Source organism: Rhodanobacter sp. IGA1.0 (genome assembly GCF_040208325.1).
In the GTDB taxonomy this organism is placed as follows: domain Bacteria; phylum Pseudomonadota; class Gammaproteobacteria; order Xanthomonadales; family Rhodanobacteraceae; genus Rhodanobacter; species Rhodanobacter spathiphylli.
Genome location: NZ_CP157948.1, coordinates 3,625,222 through 3,643,164, shown reverse-complemented (window position 1 = coordinate 3,643,164; position 17,943 = coordinate 3,625,222). Strand labels below are relative to the sequence as shown.

Annotated in this window: 11 protein-coding genes; 4 read left to right on the top strand and 7 right to left on the bottom strand. The window is 57.8% G+C overall.

The window, feature by feature from the left end; all coding sequences use genetic code 11:
- The first annotated feature begins 50 nt into the window (after nt 1-50).
- The 3 genes from ABNK63_RS16335 to ABNK63_RS16325 all read left to right on the top strand — a co-directional run bounded on the left by ABNK63_RS16335 (nt 51) and on the right by ABNK63_RS16325 (nt 3,134).
- Nucleotides 51-1,292 (top strand): integrase arm-type DNA-binding domain-containing protein, encoded by a 1,242-nt coding sequence (locus tag ABNK63_RS16335; protein WP_350016228.1) that lies wholly within the window; start codon nt 51-53, stop codon nt 1,290-1,292.
- A 70-nt stretch (nt 1,293-1,362) separates the two neighbouring features.
- On the top strand, nt 1,363-1,800 hold the full coding sequence (locus tag ABNK63_RS16330; RefSeq protein ID WP_350016227.1) for a very short patch repair endonuclease: 438 nt from the start codon (nt 1,363-1,365) through the stop codon (nt 1,798-1,800).
- Nucleotides 1,801-1,820: 20 nt separating this feature from the next.
- Nucleotides 1,821-3,134 carry a DNA cytosine methyltransferase gene (locus tag ABNK63_RS16325; protein WP_350016226.1) on the top strand — a complete coding sequence of 438 codons (1,314 nt, stop codon included), beginning with the start codon at nt 1,821-1,823 and terminating at the stop codon, nt 3,132-3,134.
- A 103-nt stretch (nt 3,135-3,237) separates the two neighbouring features.
- Here the strand turns inward: ABNK63_RS16325 and ABNK63_RS16320 are convergent, their stop codons facing one another.
- From ABNK63_RS16320 to ABNK63_RS16305, 4 genes are all read right to left on the bottom strand, one after another.
- Nucleotides 3,238-3,936, bottom strand: a complete 699-nt coding sequence (locus ABNK63_RS16320; RefSeq protein ID WP_350016225.1) for a hypothetical protein — start codon at nt 3,934-3,936, stop codon at nt 3,238-3,240.
- Nucleotides 3,937-4,028: 92 nt separating this feature from the next.
- Nucleotides 4,029-9,560 carry a hypothetical protein gene (locus tag ABNK63_RS16315; RefSeq protein WP_350016224.1) on the bottom strand — a complete coding sequence of 1,844 codons (5,532 nt, stop codon included), beginning with the start codon at nt 9,558-9,560 and terminating at the stop codon, nt 4,029-4,031.
- Between the two features lie 13 nt (nt 9,561-9,573).
- Nucleotides 9,574-11,079 (bottom strand): hypothetical protein, encoded by a 1,506-nt coding sequence (locus ABNK63_RS16310; RefSeq protein ID WP_350016223.1) that lies wholly within the window; start codon nt 11,077-11,079, stop codon nt 9,574-9,576.
- A complete protein-coding gene (locus ABNK63_RS16305) occupies nt 11,079-13,157 on the bottom strand; it encodes a hypothetical protein (protein WP_350016222.1) in 2,079 nt (692 codons plus the stop codon). Before ABNK63_RS16305 ends, ABNK63_RS16310 begins: the two co-directional genes overlap by 1 nt.
- A gap of 663 nt (nt 13,158-13,820) precedes the next feature.
- Between ABNK63_RS16305 and radC the strand changes: the two genes are divergently transcribed.
- On the top strand, nt 13,821-14,306 hold the full coding sequence (radC, locus tag ABNK63_RS16300; RefSeq protein WP_350016221.1) for a DNA repair protein RadC: 486 nt from the start codon (nt 13,821-13,823) through the stop codon (nt 14,304-14,306).
- A gap of 123 nt (nt 14,307-14,429) precedes the next feature.
- Here radC and ABNK63_RS16295 read toward each other — a convergent pair whose 3' ends face one another.
- Genes ABNK63_RS16295 through ABNK63_RS16285 form a run of 3 tightly spaced genes read right to left on the bottom strand, consistent with a single transcriptional unit; the run spans nt 14,430 to nt 17,793 of the window.
- Nucleotides 14,430-16,292, bottom strand: a complete 1,863-nt coding sequence (locus tag ABNK63_RS16295; RefSeq protein WP_350016220.1) for a hypothetical protein — start codon at nt 16,290-16,292, stop codon at nt 14,430-14,432.
- Nucleotides 16,289-16,804 carry an ABC-three component system middle component 2 gene (locus ABNK63_RS16290; protein ID WP_350016219.1) on the bottom strand — a complete coding sequence of 172 codons (516 nt, stop codon included), beginning with the start codon at nt 16,802-16,804 and terminating at the stop codon, nt 16,289-16,291. Before ABNK63_RS16290 ends, ABNK63_RS16295 begins: the two co-directional genes overlap by 4 nt.
- Nucleotides 16,792-17,793 carry an ABC-three component system protein gene (locus tag ABNK63_RS16285; RefSeq protein ID WP_350016218.1) on the bottom strand — a complete coding sequence of 334 codons (1,002 nt, stop codon included), beginning with the start codon at nt 17,791-17,793 and terminating at the stop codon, nt 16,792-16,794. The genes ABNK63_RS16290 and ABNK63_RS16285 overlap by 13 nt, the downstream gene beginning before the upstream one ends.
- Nucleotides 17,794-17,943: the final 150 nt, after the last annotated feature.

Here is a 17,943-nt window from a genome sequence, read left to right as displayed (position 1 = left end):
TGACGGGAGTTTGCTACCGTCAAAAAAACTACCGCCAAAGGGCCGCCAACATGCCGCTTTCCGACACCGCCATACGCAACGCCAAGCCTGGCGCCAAGCCGGTCAAGATGACCGATGGAGGCGGCATGTACCTGCTCTTGAATCCGAACGGTTCGCGCTGGTGGCGGTTTGACTACCGGTTTGATGGCCGGCGCAAGACCTTGAGCATGGGCACCTACCCAGACACTGGCCTGAAGGATGCCCGTGAAAAGCGCGAGGAGGCCCGCAAGCTGATAGCTGCAGGGGTAGATCCCGGTGCGCAGCGCAAGGCCGTTAAAGCCGCCGGGCTGAATCGCGCGGCGAACAGTTTTGAAGTGGTGGCACGGGAATGGTTGGCGTTGAAGCAGCGCGAGTGGACACCGGGCCAGTACGCCAAGGAGCACGACCGGCTGGAGAACCACGCCTTTCCCTGGATTGGCCATCAGCCCGTAGCAGACATCGGCGTCGCGGAGATTCGTCCGCTGCTAGCTCATGTCGTCAAGCGTGGTCATATCGAACAGGCGCATCGACTGCGGCATCAGCTGAGCCGCGTGTTCCGATATGCCGTCGCGACCGAACGTGCATCCCGCGATCCGGCTGCCGATTTGCGCGATACGTTGCCGGCGCGCCAGCCTAAGAATTACCCGACCATCATCGATCCGGCGCAGGTGGGTGAGCTGCTGCGCGCTATGGACGGGTTCACCGGAACCTTTGTCGTGGACTGCGCGTTGAAGCTGGCCCCGCTGTGGTTCTGCCGACCGGGCGAGATCCGTCAGGCGGAGTGGGTGCAATTCGATCTGGATGGCGAAAACCCCGCCTATACCGTGCCACCGAGCATTCGCAAGCTTCGTAAGGCCGAAAAGGAAAACCCCAACACGCAGCCACACATCGTGCCGTTATCGCGGCAGGCGGTGGCGATCCTGCGCGAGCTGCATCAGCTCACCGGGCGCGGGCGCTACCTGTTCCCAGGAGCGCGCAGTGTCAGCCGCCATATGTCCGACGGCGCAGTGAACGCCGCCCTAGCCCGCATCGGCTACAAGGGCATCATTACCGGCCATGGCTTTCGCCATATGGCACGCACGCTGTTGGGTGAGCTCGGATGGAACCCGGAGGCATTGGAGCGTCAGCTATCCCATAAAGAGCCGGGCGTGTCGGGGGTGTACAACAAGGCGCAACACCTACCAGAGCGCCGCAAAATCATGCAGGAATGGGCAGACTATCTGGATGGACTGAGAGCTACTGGGATCATGTTGCCGATCGGCAACATGGCTTGATGAATGCAGTAACTCCGCCGCACAAATGACGTCCCAGCAAATGATGGTGGATTAGCGGAGAAACAGCTTGATGGCCGACTTCCTGACTGCTGCGGAACGAAGCGAACGAATGTCGCGGATCCGTGGCCAGAACACCAAGCCCGAATTGCTGGTACGCAAGTTCCTCCACCAGCAGGGCTTTCGTTATCGATTGCATGTGAAGGAGCTGCCTGGTCGGCCGGACCTAGTCCTGCCAAAATACGGCACAACTGTCTTCGTGGATGGCTGTTTCTGGCATGGCCATTCCTGTCAGGGGGGAAGGGTGCCGGCCACTAACACCTCGTTTTGGAAGGACAAGATCTCCACCAACCAGGATCGTGACCGGCGTAACCGGCGCGCGCTTAGAAGGGGTGGTTGGCGGGTCATCCATATCTGGGAGTGTCAGCTGTCGACGAAGGTGAAGCGGGACAAGGCCCTCACGCGGCTGGCATCGAAGATCCGAGCCATGCCGACAAGTGTGGCAAAATAAAAAGTTTTGGGATCCTTCGCTTGCAGAAGAACTTTTTAAGCGTAGTCGATTTGTTCGCGGGATGTGGTGGTTTTGGGCTGGGCCTCGAGCAGGCAGGCTTCACACCGATCTACGTCAACGAGCTCAATAAGGACGCGCGGGGGACATACATCTCCAACCGCATGGACCGACATGAGTGGTTTGCGCGTGACCTGAACAAGGAGACCTGGTTGAATCCATTCAGCTCATCCGACGCGCGGCGAATCGCCAAGAAGGACCACGTTCAGAAACTTGAGGGAAGTTTCAAATCTGAGTTCGGCATCCACCATGGCGAGATCGACCTCATCGTCGGTGGGCCACCCTGCCAGGGCTTTTCCGGAATTGGACATCGGCGCTCCTATGCCGTGGACAAGAAGCTCCTGCCTTCAAACCACCTATACAAGGACATGGCACGGATCATCGGGCAACTTCGTCCCCGGGCCTTTGTGTTCGAGAACGTCCGAGGATTGCTGACAGGCCGTTGGACAGAGGATGGCAGGAGTGGAGAGATATGGAAGGCTGTCAAGGAGTCATTCGCAGGCATTGGCGAATACAAGCTGGCCGCCGAATTGGTCTACGCCAAGAATTATGGGGTGGCGCAGAACAGGCCGCGCATCGTGCTGGTCGGAATTCGGCGGGACATCGCCGGATCCATAACCCACAAGGATGAAGTCGAGGCCATCGACGGGACTGGCATCTCCAGTGACTTCTTGCCCAAGGGCCAGCTAGATTCGGCCCCGAGCATCATTGATCTCCTTGGTGACCTCGTCGATCCGCTATATCAGAACGGTGGCGTGACGTTGGGGTATCCCTCCAGGGCCACGTGCGAGGTGCAACGGCACTTCAGGACATCTGCCGATGGTGCCAAGGTCGCCAGCAAAGGTGATCCCATCACCGAGCACGAATACAGCAAGCATCATCCTGACATCATCAAGAAGTTCGGCGCCATGATCAATGGGGGTGAGGTCGAGGCGACGAAGAAATTCGCGCAGCGCGTACTTCCTAGGGAGTGGGGACCGTCCGGGCCATCGATTACCGCCACGTCCCTGCCGGACGACTACGTGCACTTCGAGCAACCCCGTACGCTCAGTGTCCGCGAATGGGCGCGCCTGCAAGGCTTCCCGGATTGGTACCAGTTCAAGGGGAAACGTACTACTGGTGGTGTCCGCCGTGCAGGCAATCCGCTAGAAGGAATCCATCTTCGTGAGCTCCCGAAGTACACGCAAATCGGAAATGCGGTCGCCGTGCCGATGGCCAAGGCTATTGGGGAACATCTGGCAGGCATACTTCGTGGCAAGTTATCAGGCGGAAATTAACTGCCTAAGCCGATTGGTTCTTGCTGGTGGGAGAGCTACGGCCATATGGATGGCCGGCTTTCGACATGTACAAGCATAAGTCTAAGCACAGGCCGGAGCGTAGCTAGCTAGCTCGCGACTGATATGGAGGAAGAGGCTCAGGTCGCGGTAAATACCTTCCTAGCCACTCTTCAAACTGCGCCTCAATGTTGCATCCATCCGCGTGCTTTCGTATCAGCTCCCAACGATATGGAAGCGCGTCCGGATCGCCAATATCTGTGAAGCCCTTTGGCCAGCCCATAGCTTGCTCAGCATCCTCTATGGTCTTTCCGAGCGAAGCGTAATGTCTGTCCGTGAAGTGCTGCTGCCCGTCAATGAGTGGCCCTAGCTCCATATAGCAGTCATATACGAGTTGCAGAATTTGAACAAAATATGCCTTGCTAGCTGTAAGTACATCCTGCTCCGGAACGGACAACAACTCCGGATGCGGAGTGAACCAATAACGTGTTCCTTCCTTCCCATGTGATCCACCGCCCACCATGTTTTCGCCAATGTGCTGAGTGAGGGTGCGGAAGTCGTGAAAGAACCTCGCAAGAGGATCTGCTCGCAGCATCGCTTGCCTTGGCTTATACCAAACATCAAATGCGGGGGTTCCGGCCAGTGACGACTGCATAGCGAAGGTGACGCTGCGCGCAGCTGATACGAAGGCTGATGCACAGAATTGAACGCCGAAAAAGTTCTTGCGGCCTTCGCGATCCATCATCAGGAGAAAATACTCGGCCTCCTGAACTTTGTAGTCCACCAATCCAAACGAGCGACTCATCCCATATCACCTGGCTTCTCGGTTTATTTGGCAACTAACCGTCGTTTTTTGACGTGGCTAGAACTCAAGCGTCATCCGTCTGCGCTTGAGGTTCAAGTCCACTCGCCCCGTCGGTAGAACGGTGATCCCTTGATGAACTCCCCAGCCACGTCATGCGTCTTGTAGAAGCACTCGTGCAAGCCTAGGGTCTTTATGCGCTCCGCAACCTGTTGCAAGGCAGAGGGGTCGTTCAAGCCCAAAGGACCTAGGTCCTTTGCGGAAATGTTCGGCACCTTGTGCAGGGACCACGTCAGAAGCATCTCGCGGTAATCCGTGGCTCCGGCCTTGAAGTGACTCAAGTATTGGGAGGCAAGGATTACACCCACGCCGAATTCACGGCCTTGCAGCAATACCTTGCGCAGTACATCAAACTCGTATTGCATGATGTTGTCTGCCTCGTCCACGAGCAACATTGAATCCACGACGCGCATATCACCGTTCTTTCCCAGGAATGGGCGCTTTGGGATCCTGAGCATGCGCTCGTAGAACACGTTGAGCATGATCGCTACGAGCATGCTCTTCGTCCGGTCATCCTGGCCAAGGTCATTCAAGGCAATGACAACCACGCCCTTCAGGAACTCGTCAGGCCCCACGATCGAAGCCTGATCCTCGGCGAACAGGTCCATGTCGACGATGTCGCCAAGGATGCCGGAAAGGGAGTCGGCCCCGCCTTTCAATGCGGCCACGTAATTCCGGTGGACATCATGGATAGTCGGATAGGCTCCGTCGGCGTATCCCTTGTAAGCATCCTTGATGGCGTTCTTCAACCTATCACGCTGCACTGGCCCGATGCCGGGGTAGATCTTGTCCAATACGTCGGCAAAGAAGCGGTAGCGTTCCAGCCAAGGGGTGATGGCTTGCGAGGAGGCAGAGAGGTCGAACAAGTTCAACGGCAGTTGTTGTGGCCTGATGACGCGCGCGCCAGTGGCCTGAACGAAATCCTCGGTGCTGTAGTCTTTTTTGTAGTCGAAGATGAGGACATTGGGTTTGATGCCCCTGTTCCCTGCTTCGCCACTTGCGATCTGGAACACAAGAGACTTAAGAAGTTGCGTCTTGCCGGTGCCAAGGTCGCCAACCACGCCCATGTTCATCTGGTTGAGGGCGGTATGACCAAGGTTCAGGTGACGGATGTGAGCCTGAAAACCATCCAGTGCTTCCCCGACCCTTAGATCCAATCCTGTCTGTGCGGAGCCATCTTCAGTGGCCGGAGCTTCCGATGGCATTACTGGGACAACATCCTTATCGTCCTGTACCAGCTTCACGGTTCCCACCGCGGAAACGACTGCTGCCCGTGGTTCTCCCATGGGTCCCTCTTGCCCCGTAGCCGTCGTAGCCGTAGTCGTAGCAGCTGAAGCTTTCGTTGCATCGGTGAATATGGTTTCTATCGGTGCTACGTCTATCGGTGCTACGACTTCCACGGCTTTTGTCGAGGGGAGTAGAGCCCAGTCAGCCAAACTTTCCTTCATCGATTTGTAAAGAGCACCGGTCTTCCCTTGGACGATCAAGCTCGCATCGGCCTGCGAAAGCTCAATGGTCTCCCGGAAACCATCACTGTCCGTGTCACGAGGGCCGCTAACGGCGGACCCATCGATCACGATAAGCCGCCCGGCCTCATCCACTTCTAGAACCATTTCGGAGGAAAGGACTGCCTCCATGACCTTTGATTGCAGGCCTGACCATACGGCGGCACGGCCACCTTCGGCCAGATGCTGGCTGTAGACGCGAAAGCCATAGCCAATCATCGAATTAAGCAGGTTCTGGTATGCCAACCGCCAGAGCAACATCTCTTGATCGTCGGTATATGTCTGGCGTAGCGTCTGCAACAGTGCGGAGAGGGATTTTGCCTGTGACAAGGCATCTAAGCGCAACGCAGATGTCATTTGTGTATTGCCGCTGCGATTCTTCACCTCGATCGGGGTCAATTTGCACCTGACCGATGAATCAGTGATCAACAATCCAACCACGACTAGGTCCGGGCGATGCATGGTGGGCTTCTTGATAGCCTTGCCCAGATCCTCTAGGTATCGTTGGAACGGGTCAACGGGAATGACTAAGGTAATTAGATGTTCACCTGCATTCTCCACCCAAGGTTGCAGCAGGCCATCATTCGCGCCGGATCCCCTGAAGCTATCTTGAAGTAGGCGCGTGGCAACGAACAACCCAAGGTCACCCGCGGCGCCCGAATTTCCAGCGGACAAGCCGCGCACGGTTGGTATGCCGCGTCGCGCCACTTCCTGGACGATGGCGGACAATTCTTCCTGCGGGAGGGCGCTGCAGTCTGGCAGTCGTTGAAGGACGATCTTCATCGTTTCAAGGTCAAGCGGTTTGATGCGAGAGAGAAGGTAGTACCCATTGCTATCGCCGGACCTACCCGAATACGAGGGCAGCTCGTAGTCCCACAAATAAGTGCCTTCAAGCCAGTTGCCGAGAAAACAGGCCGGATCCACCGCAGACGATGAAACGGCCGCAAATTCAGCCTTGTCCAGCGCCTTCTTGACCGCATTGATGCTTGGGGCGAAGACATACCCCATCGGACTGGATGCCCAGCCTTCAAGCCTAGCTATTGCCTTGGCAGTATTGTCGGCAATGCCATCACCGGAAACGCGCGCGGGGCCAGCAATCCGCGACTCGCACAGGAACTGGCCACCTCCAGTCCTTTGCTGTTCTCGAATTCTGGCCCGTACCAATCCCCCCACCCCGAGGGGGGAGGTCAACTTCGTTGGCAGCGCTGCTGCATTAGACGTCTCCAACTGGGCAATGATGGCGAGGTCGTGTGAATCGGTGGACTCGGGAGCCGAGTACCACTGGACGGCATTGGAGGTATCTTCAGCAAGGTTCGAGATTTCCGCATCATCCGGGCGCACATCCTCGCCACGCTCGTCGAATATATGGACCTCGCTGGCACCAATGCGTAGTGCATTTTGAAGGTCACTCCCATCTCCGGAGAAATGCTTTCGTCCCCAGGACAGGATGCCTTCGTTGCAGGCGTTATTCTGCCCAGCCGCACTGGAAACTAGCACCCCAATGACAGGTTTCGCCACTAGCATCTCGCAGACATCGTCCATTGCGCGATGGACCTGGGAGACGCTGAAGCCACTGGAAATGCCGCCCACCAGAAGACCCATTTCGCGGTCAAGCGGGGCCGATGCCCCGAGCTTCGCCAATTTATCCAGACGGCTGGTATTCCAAAGGATGCCCCAATAATCAGAACTGCATTCCACGGAAAAATACGTGACATCGTTCGTGCCACCGGTGGCATCTCGTAATGGCAGAACAATGGTATCCGGCACGCAATCAGGGTCCATGATGCTCGCCGCCGGGCATGGTAACTTTCTGGATGCAAGATACATTGCGCGTTGCGCGAGGCACTGCCAGGCAAATCGGATGGGGTGGAGCGGTGAAACTATGATCGCGTTCGGCACCTGCGCGAGGGTCTCGCCGTCGCTCTCCAGCTCAATGACCAAGCCGATATCGCACCAGCATGCTTCCGCCGGGGATGAAGACAGCCAATCCAGGTACGACCGAATATAGGCGTCAACCGCCGACTCGAACTCCTTGTCCGTCACCAACAATTCGCCGAGATTGGCGGATTCGACCAAGTCACTCCCTTCCACGCCACGAACTTTGGCTGCAATTGCCTGCCTTGCCCTAGCAAACGCCGCCGGCGGCTGCATATCAGCGGGGGCAGGCCGGGGATCGTTCAAGAACCTAGCCGCAGAGAAGATGGTGTCTTCTGGCGAGGACCACTCGCGTCGCCGCCATTCAGATGCATAGTCTGCGGCCAGCACGAAGGGATAGTACGAGCGCGCTACGCATGACTCGTCGAGCATCCACCCCTGTAGCTGAGCGCTTCGCGCTTGGCTGTTTGCATGCACTGCCCTGGGCAATCGCCCGCTCTCACGCCGGGAATTTCGTGCCAAGTGGAACTCGAAGTAACTGGTGCATTCCTCGGCCGCCGATTCGTTCGCCAACAGGTAAATCCGGAATTTCTCCTTCTTGGAAGTACTTGTGTTGACTACATCGAATTCGTAGAACCTTTCCCCGCCCGCTTCTACCTCCAGGCCGTACTCATGTTCGGACACGCGGCCGATCCGGACCGACTCAATGTCTTCATCCTGACTACTACCTAGAGCCTCTGCGGAAGTTATTTCCACGTCCGGCCGGGCATAGATGTCCAGATAGTGGCGCCCTGTCCCAGACATTTCCAAGGTTGTCTCAATGGGCTTTCCGGCGGCGAGCTTCGGAACTTTTCCTTTCGTGGCCGTCCTTGAGAAAACGATCAGGCCAGGTTCCCACGTAGCGAGTGAGATCAGTTTGAGCGTGGCCTTCCTTGTGTCGAGACCGATGGCCTCTACGGCATATTTCACCGGCGATTTGTGCTGGGGGATCGAGTCATCCTCTAGTTCCAATTCGCCTTTGCCGGATAGGATCCATTCCCTCCTGTTGCCTACGCCCCCCGGACCTTCGCGTGTCACACGGACCTGAGGCACTTCTGCACCCTCGGGCAACCGTACGTGTATCCGAATGCGGGCTACATCCCTTACCACAGGTGCAAAGCCCTTCATTGGGATGGCTAGCGGGTTCGCGCACGAAACCTCAATTTCGGCGTTGGGCGCATCCTCCTCCAGTAGCGACTCCCATCGCTGCAACGTTAGCGCCATCCACCATGCAGGTGGGGGCTCGATGTCATCCGGCGCGTAGAAGTAAGGCATTGAGCGCTTCAGGGCCGTGACCACTTCGCACCTGCGGCGAATGTGCGCTAGGAATGCATCCAGACTTTCCGACTCCGCTTCATCCCTTGCGCGAGCCTTCAACTGCTCAATGCCAGTTCCCAGATTCACGCTTTCGAACTTGTCGACCAGCGCGTCAAGCACGGATGACTTGCGATCTGCGTCCACCTGCCCATCCTCGGAAAGAGGAAACCCTGCGGCAAGACTGATGCGCGCATCCAAGGCCATGCCTGAATCACGCAACTCCCACAGTCCCTCGATCACCTTCCATGCCCCGCTCCTGCTTACTTCATGCTGGCTGGCGGCATCCGCTGCGACGACGGCCTCGTGGACCAATCGCGTCGCCTGCTCCAATTGCATGGAATCCCCATCCCCCAGGCCCTTTTCCACCATCTCCTGCACAAATGGGTCATTCCACCAAGTGGAAATAGGGGTGCCGCCCTTATGGGCTATAGCAGCGACACCAAATGCCTTGCGGGTGGACTCATGCGTGTCGCTTACTTGCCCATCGGGTGCAATCAGCGTGAGGAAGGTTCCGCAGCCAGGGGCATTTCGTATACTCGCCAAGCCGTGGAATGAACAAAGGCCCGACTGACCAGCCCCAGCTAAGAGGGCGCCGTCCGGGACATCGTCGACTTGAAGCACCACGGGGTAGGAAATTCTCGTGTCATCGGCCGTCATGGCCTCAAGCAGGTGACCATCGCCGGCAAGTAACTCGAACACTTCCTTGAGCATGACTGCCGGCGGGGCGCAGAACACGGCCCGGCATTCGCGACTTCCATCGGAGAGCGACAAAATCTCCGTTGCCATCCGATCCTTGACCCAAGTTGCCATTGCATGTGCGAGTTTGCTCAAGAGACCACCACTTTCAGTTTGCAAAAGGAGGGACAAGCAGCATCCCACTCTCGGCGTCCGGGCTATCTAGCACTAAGCCAAGCATGCGCAATTGGCGGCCAAGGTCGCTATCGTTTAAGCCATGAAGGTCGAATTCGATCCCATACGACCCTAGATGCTTGGCAAGCCGCTGTACCGAGCGAGGACCCTTGACCTCATGTAGACAACAATGGGTCATGGCGAGAACTGATGCAGGTCCGAGCGCAAGCACCCATGCAGCATTTCGCGCCGCGCCGCGCTTCCTGAGGAAATATCCCTGATCGTATCCCCGCAGGGTTTCGTCCATCGTCTGGCGCTGCCCGAGTGTGTATTGGGCGAACTCCATCAAATTGGCACCAATCCCCTTCTTGCAGGTTATGGTGCGGGTCTCACGGTCAGACAGTTCGTTGAGTGACTCGACAACCCCTGCATCCACCAGTCCCTTCCGCCGAGCCTTAACGGTCGTTAGAAAAGCACGAATTCCCGCTATGGAATCCAAATTGACTACCGGGACCTTCATCTCGTCCAAAGCCCAAAGCACCCGATTCAAGCCGAGTCGCGCGGAAAGATATTTGGATGTGTAATCCCGAAGCATGGGAATCGCTGGGTGGCCAAAGGAAAGCATCCTTTTCTTCACCGAAAGCACTTGGAATACAACCTGGTCCTCGGAACCTGGCACCTTGGCGTCATCGCTTTCCAGCACTGCACGGGCAATCTTCCATATCCTGTCGTTTACATCGCACAGCCAAAGCACATGGCTCACGGTGCCGAGCCGTAGCACCGCTTCCAGCAAGCTGATCCATTGGCGTCGGGTCATTGCCGGCTTGGCTTGGATGATTCCGTCCAGATCGGCGACGAACTGCTTTGCAGGGTATTGAAATCGCGATCGGTCGACTGCTGGGAATCCGCCAAGCGCAGGCAACATTGTGGGCTGCCATTCCACTCCAGCCTTCCGGCGTAGCTCAAATTCTTCTTGAAGCCAGCGCGCCCATACATCATCGGTGGTGCCGACATTCAGTGCCTCATGCAGGTGTTGCCACGCATTCGTGGCAGCCTCATCGGAAGACGCCCCCATCTGCACGATCCGCTTCACGAGCTGGCCTGGATTCCAAGGGTTGCCGCTCAATCTAGCCGCGCCCGAATAAAGCGCTGTATCCGGCACTACCGGGGACAGCGACATAAACCGCTTCGAGGATTGCTGCGAAACCTTGGGGCTTTGGACGAGGCGATCCAGAACCGTCCGCCAGGTATCCGGTTGGATCGCGCCGGCTTTTGCGTCCTTCCTTTTTGCTTTGTCCGCAGCCTTGCTAAGTTCGTCACCAAGTCCCTTTACTTGTTTCTCAGAAACATCCCTGAAGCCCGATGCTCGATAGAGCGAGGACAACACTACTTCACCGGTCGAGAACTCCGGGGCCGGCCGGATATTGAACATGGACTTTTCGAACGCTTGATGCGATTTACCCTGCCCCCATGGCTCCTTGAGGAAATCTTGTTCTGACATCAGACCTGCTCCTTGCGAATCAGGAAAGTCCCGAAATTACGCACAATCACGTCATCCCGTATACCGAGGTGGATCTTGCTTCCTTCGAGTGTCTCCTCATCGCGCACTACCGATCCAGCCAGTTTTGCGCGGGTGGTATCTAGGAGTGCGACGACGGATCGAGGTAACGACGCAGGAACCATTCCTTTCCGCAATGACGTTGTGGCCTTGAATAATTCGTAGGTCAGGGCGACTGGTTGTGCGGCGGCACCAGACCCTACGCTTAGAAAACGAACAGGGAACCTTGGCCTGCTGTCATCCAGTAATTGAGGCATGGGGCGAACCCTTTGTATGTCAGTTGTCAGTATCACTCTGCGTTCTGGGGGAGGTAGCGGCTCGCCAAACGTCGTGTTCAGGCTAACGACAAAACGACGATCCTTGCTGTTGAGCAACCCTTCAACTTGCTGGGTTGCCACTTGCAAGGCGGACGCGTTGCCATTGAGGACTTGGTTGAATTCAGCCAGAACATCCGAGTCCTTGGTAATTCCACACCTGACTCCGATGGATCGACGGGCGATGCGACATGCAATAAGCCTAACGAACGCCTGAATCCTTTCGGCCACCGCAGGCTTGCGGCGTCGGGTGGACTCGTCTGAGAGCATCACGTCGGCAACTTCTAGCGCTTTAAGGAGATCAATCTCGATCGACGACAGGCATTGGTACTTCTGGAGGAACCTCCGCGCTTCCTGAATTGAAAGGCTGAAGCGTCGGTCTAGATCCTCGAACCTGATGGTGGTGTTGGCGCTAACGGCTACTTCCAGTGCGGGGCTCGCAAAGGCAGGGTCAAGATAGCTACCCATGCCTGCCAACTGCGTGCGCAATGTAGATGTTGATTCCTTTCTTTTGTCCAACGCGAGGAACTGCTGCAGCGCAACCAGCGCCGGTTGCGTATCCACCTTCAACTCTTTGATGTCGCGCTTGAGCGCTGAGGCTTTCTCCACTGGCCAGGCTCCAAACAATGCATGCTGGTATTGGGCCGCAACTAGCTTGAATAGGCCTCGCACTCTCTTCGCCTCAGCTTTCACTGGGTCCCGCTCTTTGGGGGACAGCAACGATGCTGACCACCGGCAGGGATGGTAAGTGCCAACGCCAGCCGATTCAGTCGTGCCGGCTAGTAAGAAGGCCGTCAGCGAAAAGAGGTCGCGGAAGTTCCACCGCTTACCGCTGGCAATCTCGAACCAGCGCAGTATCTGGATGTACGACGATCGATGGGGCTCACCGGCGAGTAATTTCCTGTTAATGCAGAACGGGCAATGGTCGCCGGCCTCGCAGCTCGCGAATTCAGGCCACATTTCCTCCCTCGTAGCCACATTGAGCACTTGTCGCGCGGCCGATGCAACGCTGTTTGTCTCCTCGACCAGCGACTCCACATCCATTGGCCAGACCCCGAAGGTCGGGTAACCATCAAGAGGCCAACAAGCTATCCCCTTGGCTACCAATGAAGCGGATTGGACTACCTGCTTGATCAATCCCACCACCTTGGAGTCGCCCCGCTCAGTGGACAAGATCAAAGCATCATCCAGAACCCCACGATTGACGCAGGCCATGTAGACATATCCCTCGTGCCCCTCCAAAAGCATGCGCATGTCGTTACACACGTGCTCCGCAGGAGTGGCGCTATCTCCTTGTTCACCCTCGGAGCCATCTTGGACGAGGGCGATCGCCGAGATTCGGCTACATTTCGGGAACTGGGTCCTGTTAGTTTGGACGAGCCGCCGGGTAAGGTCGCCTCCCCCGGAATACTGCGCTGCGAATTCCTCGCGCAGTGCCCCGCCTAGTTGCATCGCGGCATCAAGCTCTTGAATCGTGTACTCGATAGCCTCGGTCTTGCCATTGCCGGGCCCACCGATCAGCAGCACCGCTCTGGGCGTGCCTTCCTTGCCACTCGCTATGTTCTGGGCCCAGTCGGACAGTCGCTTGAGCAACCTTGTCGTGATCACGTCGCCGGAAGGGCGGCCACTCCCCTTATAGAAGAGCTTCTTTACGCCGCCAGCCCTGTCTCCAGACCAATCCAACAATCCTTCAGGATACTTATGCATCACTTCCCCTGCGAAGTCAGTCGCATCAATCAGGCCCTTCGGGGCTCATATCAGCTTGGCGGTTAATCCGGTTGTCTTAACAAGGGTAACCGACAAGATGTGGGTTCGATCAAATTAGAATCCTGCAACTTGTGGATTCCCGTCCATAGCTGGTGGGCGCGGACGAAACGGGCAAGAGACCGTCAAGTGAGAGATTGTAAGTGCTTCCGGGCGGGTCCTTGGCGAGCGTGTTGACGCTGGACGGTCTAGGAATCGGTGAAGTTCCGCGTTGTCACCATCCTGGTCGACGTATGCATCCAAATTGTCGATCGGAAATACCTTCAGATCTATATCACCCCACGGAGAGCGGTAGAGCTCTCGCGCATGAGCTGGTGCCGCAAGCTTCGCTATCGATTGCGTGCCAGCCTTTTGTTTGCTGGTAGCGACTGCGGCGGGGAGGCCCTCGAAAATGAGGGCGACCCCTAAGTGACTCGCATCATGCGCCTGTTGCAACGCCGCCTTCGTCGTCCCGCGAAGTCGCAGTCAAGCCGCGGCTGCCGACATCCACGTCGTTACTGTCCCTATTTGGCTCCGTTCGTTTCCTAATCTTTCCTCGCCATCACGCATAGAGCCCGGCTATGAAGCCGGGCTCTATGCGTTTGTGTCGCCCAAAAGGAGTTCGTCATGCATATCGCGCAATCTTTGACCTACACACGCTACAAACTCACTGGCGAAACGACGGAGCAGGACGTACTCGCCGCGGCCGAAGGCATCCTGAGAGGCAAGCTTGAGCGCCAAGGCAGCATTGGCAGTCCGACCGATGCCAACGACTTCCTTCGTATGCGTCTGGGTGCGCTTCTACACGAGGAGTTCCACGTCCTCTGGCTGGACAACAGGCACCGCATCCTCGACTGCCAAAAGCTCTTCACAGGTACTGTCGATGGCGCGAGCGTCCATCCCCGGGAGGTGGTCCGAGCAGCGCTGGCTATCAATGCCAGTGCGGCGATCCTTGCACACAACCATCCGAGCGGCTTGGCGGAGCCCAGTGCTGCTGACCGCGCGCTTACCAATGAGCTTCGTGAAGCGCTGAGACTCATTGGCGTTCGTATCCTGGATCACATTGTGGTGGGCAGTGAGTGCGTCAGCATGGCGGAGCGTGGTTTTCTATGAAGACTCGCATCGACTCAAGAATTTCGATGCGGACGCGAATGAGGTCGACCACCCGAACCGAAAGCCAATGATCAGGCCGCCTGCATGGAATGTGGCGCTCGGCGGTGCCGTCTGGCGCGAGGGTCAGGCGGGCCTTGCGAGCAACCCAGCCCGCCCATTGCCCTGACTGCCAGTGAACGTCTCGATCCGGGCCACCCCTTCGATGGTTGAAGGTGGATCCGAGTTCTCGATGACGATGACCTGCACGTAGCTCTTGAGGCTCGCGAGGTGCTTATAGAAGTGCTCTGCGAGTGTGGTCGCTTTGAGCACGGCCTCGTCCTCCGACAAGTCGCCATGTCTTGAGGTCAGCGGCTCGCGATATGTGAGGAGCGGCGTGTCGAGCACGAGGAACCCTGGATGCGGTAGGTTGCTCTCGATGCAGTGGACTACTACCGCGACATTAAAGGCCGCGTGGAGCACCGCGCGAACCCCCTTGCCGTTGGCCGCTCGGGATTTTCCGGCAACGGTGATGTCGTTGGCCATCCCATCGAACTGAACCTTGTCGGCGTCGGGAAACTTCCAGGCCTTCAACACCGCCTTCACCGTCTCGCCGAAGTTGAATATGGTCGTTGAGTCCGGGCCCACAGGTGCTGGCTCGCCCTCGCGCTTCGTGGAAACAGCACCGATCTCCGTCCGTCGCGCGGCTAACTTCTCGCGTCGCTGATAGAGGTCCAGCACCTTCAGGATTTCGATGCGCTTCGAGTTATAGAACTCGTAGCTCTCTCGAAGCGACGCCTCTTGGGGACGCAGTCGTTGGATGGCACCGTCAAGCTTCTCAGTATCGGCCGTGAGCTTGTCGATGGTCCTGCTCAGGCCGACGAACTCGGCCTCAAGCGAGACGACCACGTGCGCCAGCTCTCGCTGCTCGCGCTCGATTTTTCGGGCTTCGGCGGCAGCGGCCGTGTGCGCCATCGAGATTTCGTCCGCCGCGTGATTGTGTTTCTGGGCGCCAGGCGGAGCGCCACATACCGAACAGTCCCGTCCGGCCATGGCCACCAGCACGTACCCGCTCTCCTCGATGGAGTGCAGACGATCCAAGTCAGAACTATAGACCGCATGTAGCTTGGCGAAGCGTTGCAATGTCAGTTCCAGCTCGCCGGCGCGTTCCCTCAGCTCTCGGCAGTGATCAATCATGGCGCGTCGCTTAATCACGAGCCCGTCTAGCTCGTTTTGCGCGTTCTGCAATCGAGCGAGCAAGCCATCTGCATTCTGATCGAGACGCTTTAGCTGTTCGTCAGTCTCCTTTTTGTCCGGAGGCTCCTCGCCGAGCTCAGCATCGAGTTGCGCAAGCAGTTCATCGACCAGCTCTATCTTCGCGGCCTTGGCGGCCTTGCGCTCTGTCACCTTCTGAACCGTCACGGCGGCCGAATCGTCGGTGCCGGTGAGGAGGAGCTTGAAGAGGTTCTGCTCAAACGTTCGCTCCTGCGGACTGCCCGACAAATAGACAGGGCTGGACTCGGACATAATGTCCTGTTCGCCCACCACGGCGTACTTCGACAGCAAACGGATGGAAAGCGACTCCTTTTTCCCGTTGCCGTCACGCACAACCCACTTGTTGGCGAGGCCGATCGCATCAAGCATTCGATGCGAGACGGTATCGATACGCTTCTGATCATGGGTCTGGCGTAGCACTTCCCCGTTGCCATTGGGCCCCTTGCACAGGCCCACGTAGAGCTTGAGGTGGCCGCCCCGCGTCGCTCGATAGAGCGTGAAGTCACCCCGGTCGGCCAAAGTGATGCCAAGCCAGACACCATCGTAGGCCGCGATTTCCTCGGTCTCGGGCAGCTTCGTAGATGCGCCAAGAACGAAGAGGATGGCCTTCGACGCAAAGGACTTGCCGGTGTTGGAGGCACCGTAAACGATGTTCAGGCCATCGTCGAACTCAAGTTCGGCGGGTTCGATGTTCGGGCCGGTGAAGGCTAGATGGCGCAGACGGATGCCGGTCATTTCAGAAGCTCCGCAGGCAGCTCTTCGGCTCGAAAGTCAGCGGTCCAACGTCCGATGCGGCCTTCGATCAGCGCCCGGATATCGGCGGTCTGCATGCCCTCGAAGCGGTCCGCCATCCATTTGGCGCGTTGCTTGAGGGCGAGAGAGTACGGCGCTTGCAGCAGAGCCAGATAGCTCGGAGCGTCCTCGCTGGCACCGAACGCAATGCCGTCCTCGGTTTCGAACAGATCGACGAGATGCACCTGCTGCATCAGGCGCAGGCTCTTCTCAACCAGTTGGCGGCGCACGAGCAACTCGCCCGCGCGGTTGGGCAAATCCGGATGCAGGCTTTCCGGTACGCCCAGACCATCGAGGTCACCGGTGTGCACGACGAGGTGGTCGAGCCAGGTAATCTCAAGGAGATCGCAGCGCCGAGGGTATAAAGCATCCAACACCACCAGCGCTCTGATGCCGGTCTCAAGTGTGCTGTTGAACGGGTGCGCGCCCGACGCATGGCGCTCTAGCGGTCCCAAGGCAGGAGCCCTTCATTCGCAAACTGGTGGCAGGTGCCTTGCTTGACCTGAGGGCCCGCATGCTTGCCTAGTACCCCGGAGGGCTGCAAGACGGCCGCCTGTTGCATCACTTGGCCGAGCCGCGTGAAGCGGCCGGCATGCGTACCGGCATGAACGTCGACGACACCGTGATAAATCTCATCCTTGAAGTTCCGCAGATACTCATCGGGCGTGGAATCACGGTAGAAGCGATCAAAGGCTACGGAATCGAAGAAGCGGGTGCGCTGGAGGCGCAGATGCGGGCCAAATTCTGGGCAAGCGAGCGCCGCCGCGACATCCGGACAAGTCCCCGGCTTCTTCTCATCGTAGACATTGAGGAGCTGACCGATGTAGGCGGACTCGCTAGCCTGAATCTCGTTGGGCACGACGCCCCTCGGCCCGGGACCCGGATCGGCGCCAAACCATGCCACCAGACCCGGTTTGCATGCGGGGTCATTGACGAGACGTACCGCATCGAGCCAGTCGACATTCTTGAAGTCGAACGCCTGGATCATGGCCTCAATCCCGGGGGTCAACTTGACGATCTGGTTCCCCACAAGGCGTTCAGCAATGTCGTTATCCCAGCGGTCCAGGAAGGCCTGCCTGAATTGTTCCGGATGGGCGACGAAGTGCTGCACACGCCGAACAACACCGAACGGCGCGACATAGGTGTAGGAGCGCGGTAGTGAGAACGCGCCGTCGGCCGAATGCTTGAATATTTTGCCGAGTTCGACGAAGGCGGCCAGCTCGGACAGTTTCGAACTGAGCTGCTTGCACTGGAAATTGTCCCATGGACCCTCCATGCGGCGGTCAGTCACGTACCCCGTTGCATCGCGACCCATGTCGCCCGTTCCACGCCACAGCTCGTGGGCGTAGTAGTCCTTGCAGCGCTGGGCGAGCCAGTCGGCGATGAATTCCTCTAGATCGGACGCTGAAAGTGCGCAGATCTGCGCGGCGTGGTTGATGCGCAAAGGACGCCCCCGTGTGCCGATGTATGGTTTCGCATCGGTATGCTAACTGCGCAATGATATTACTACTGTAAGGTAGAGCGGGCGGATCTTTGACTTAATAGTGGAGGACGCTGCCCACGTCGAAGTCGAGAATGCCAGCTTTTCGGATCA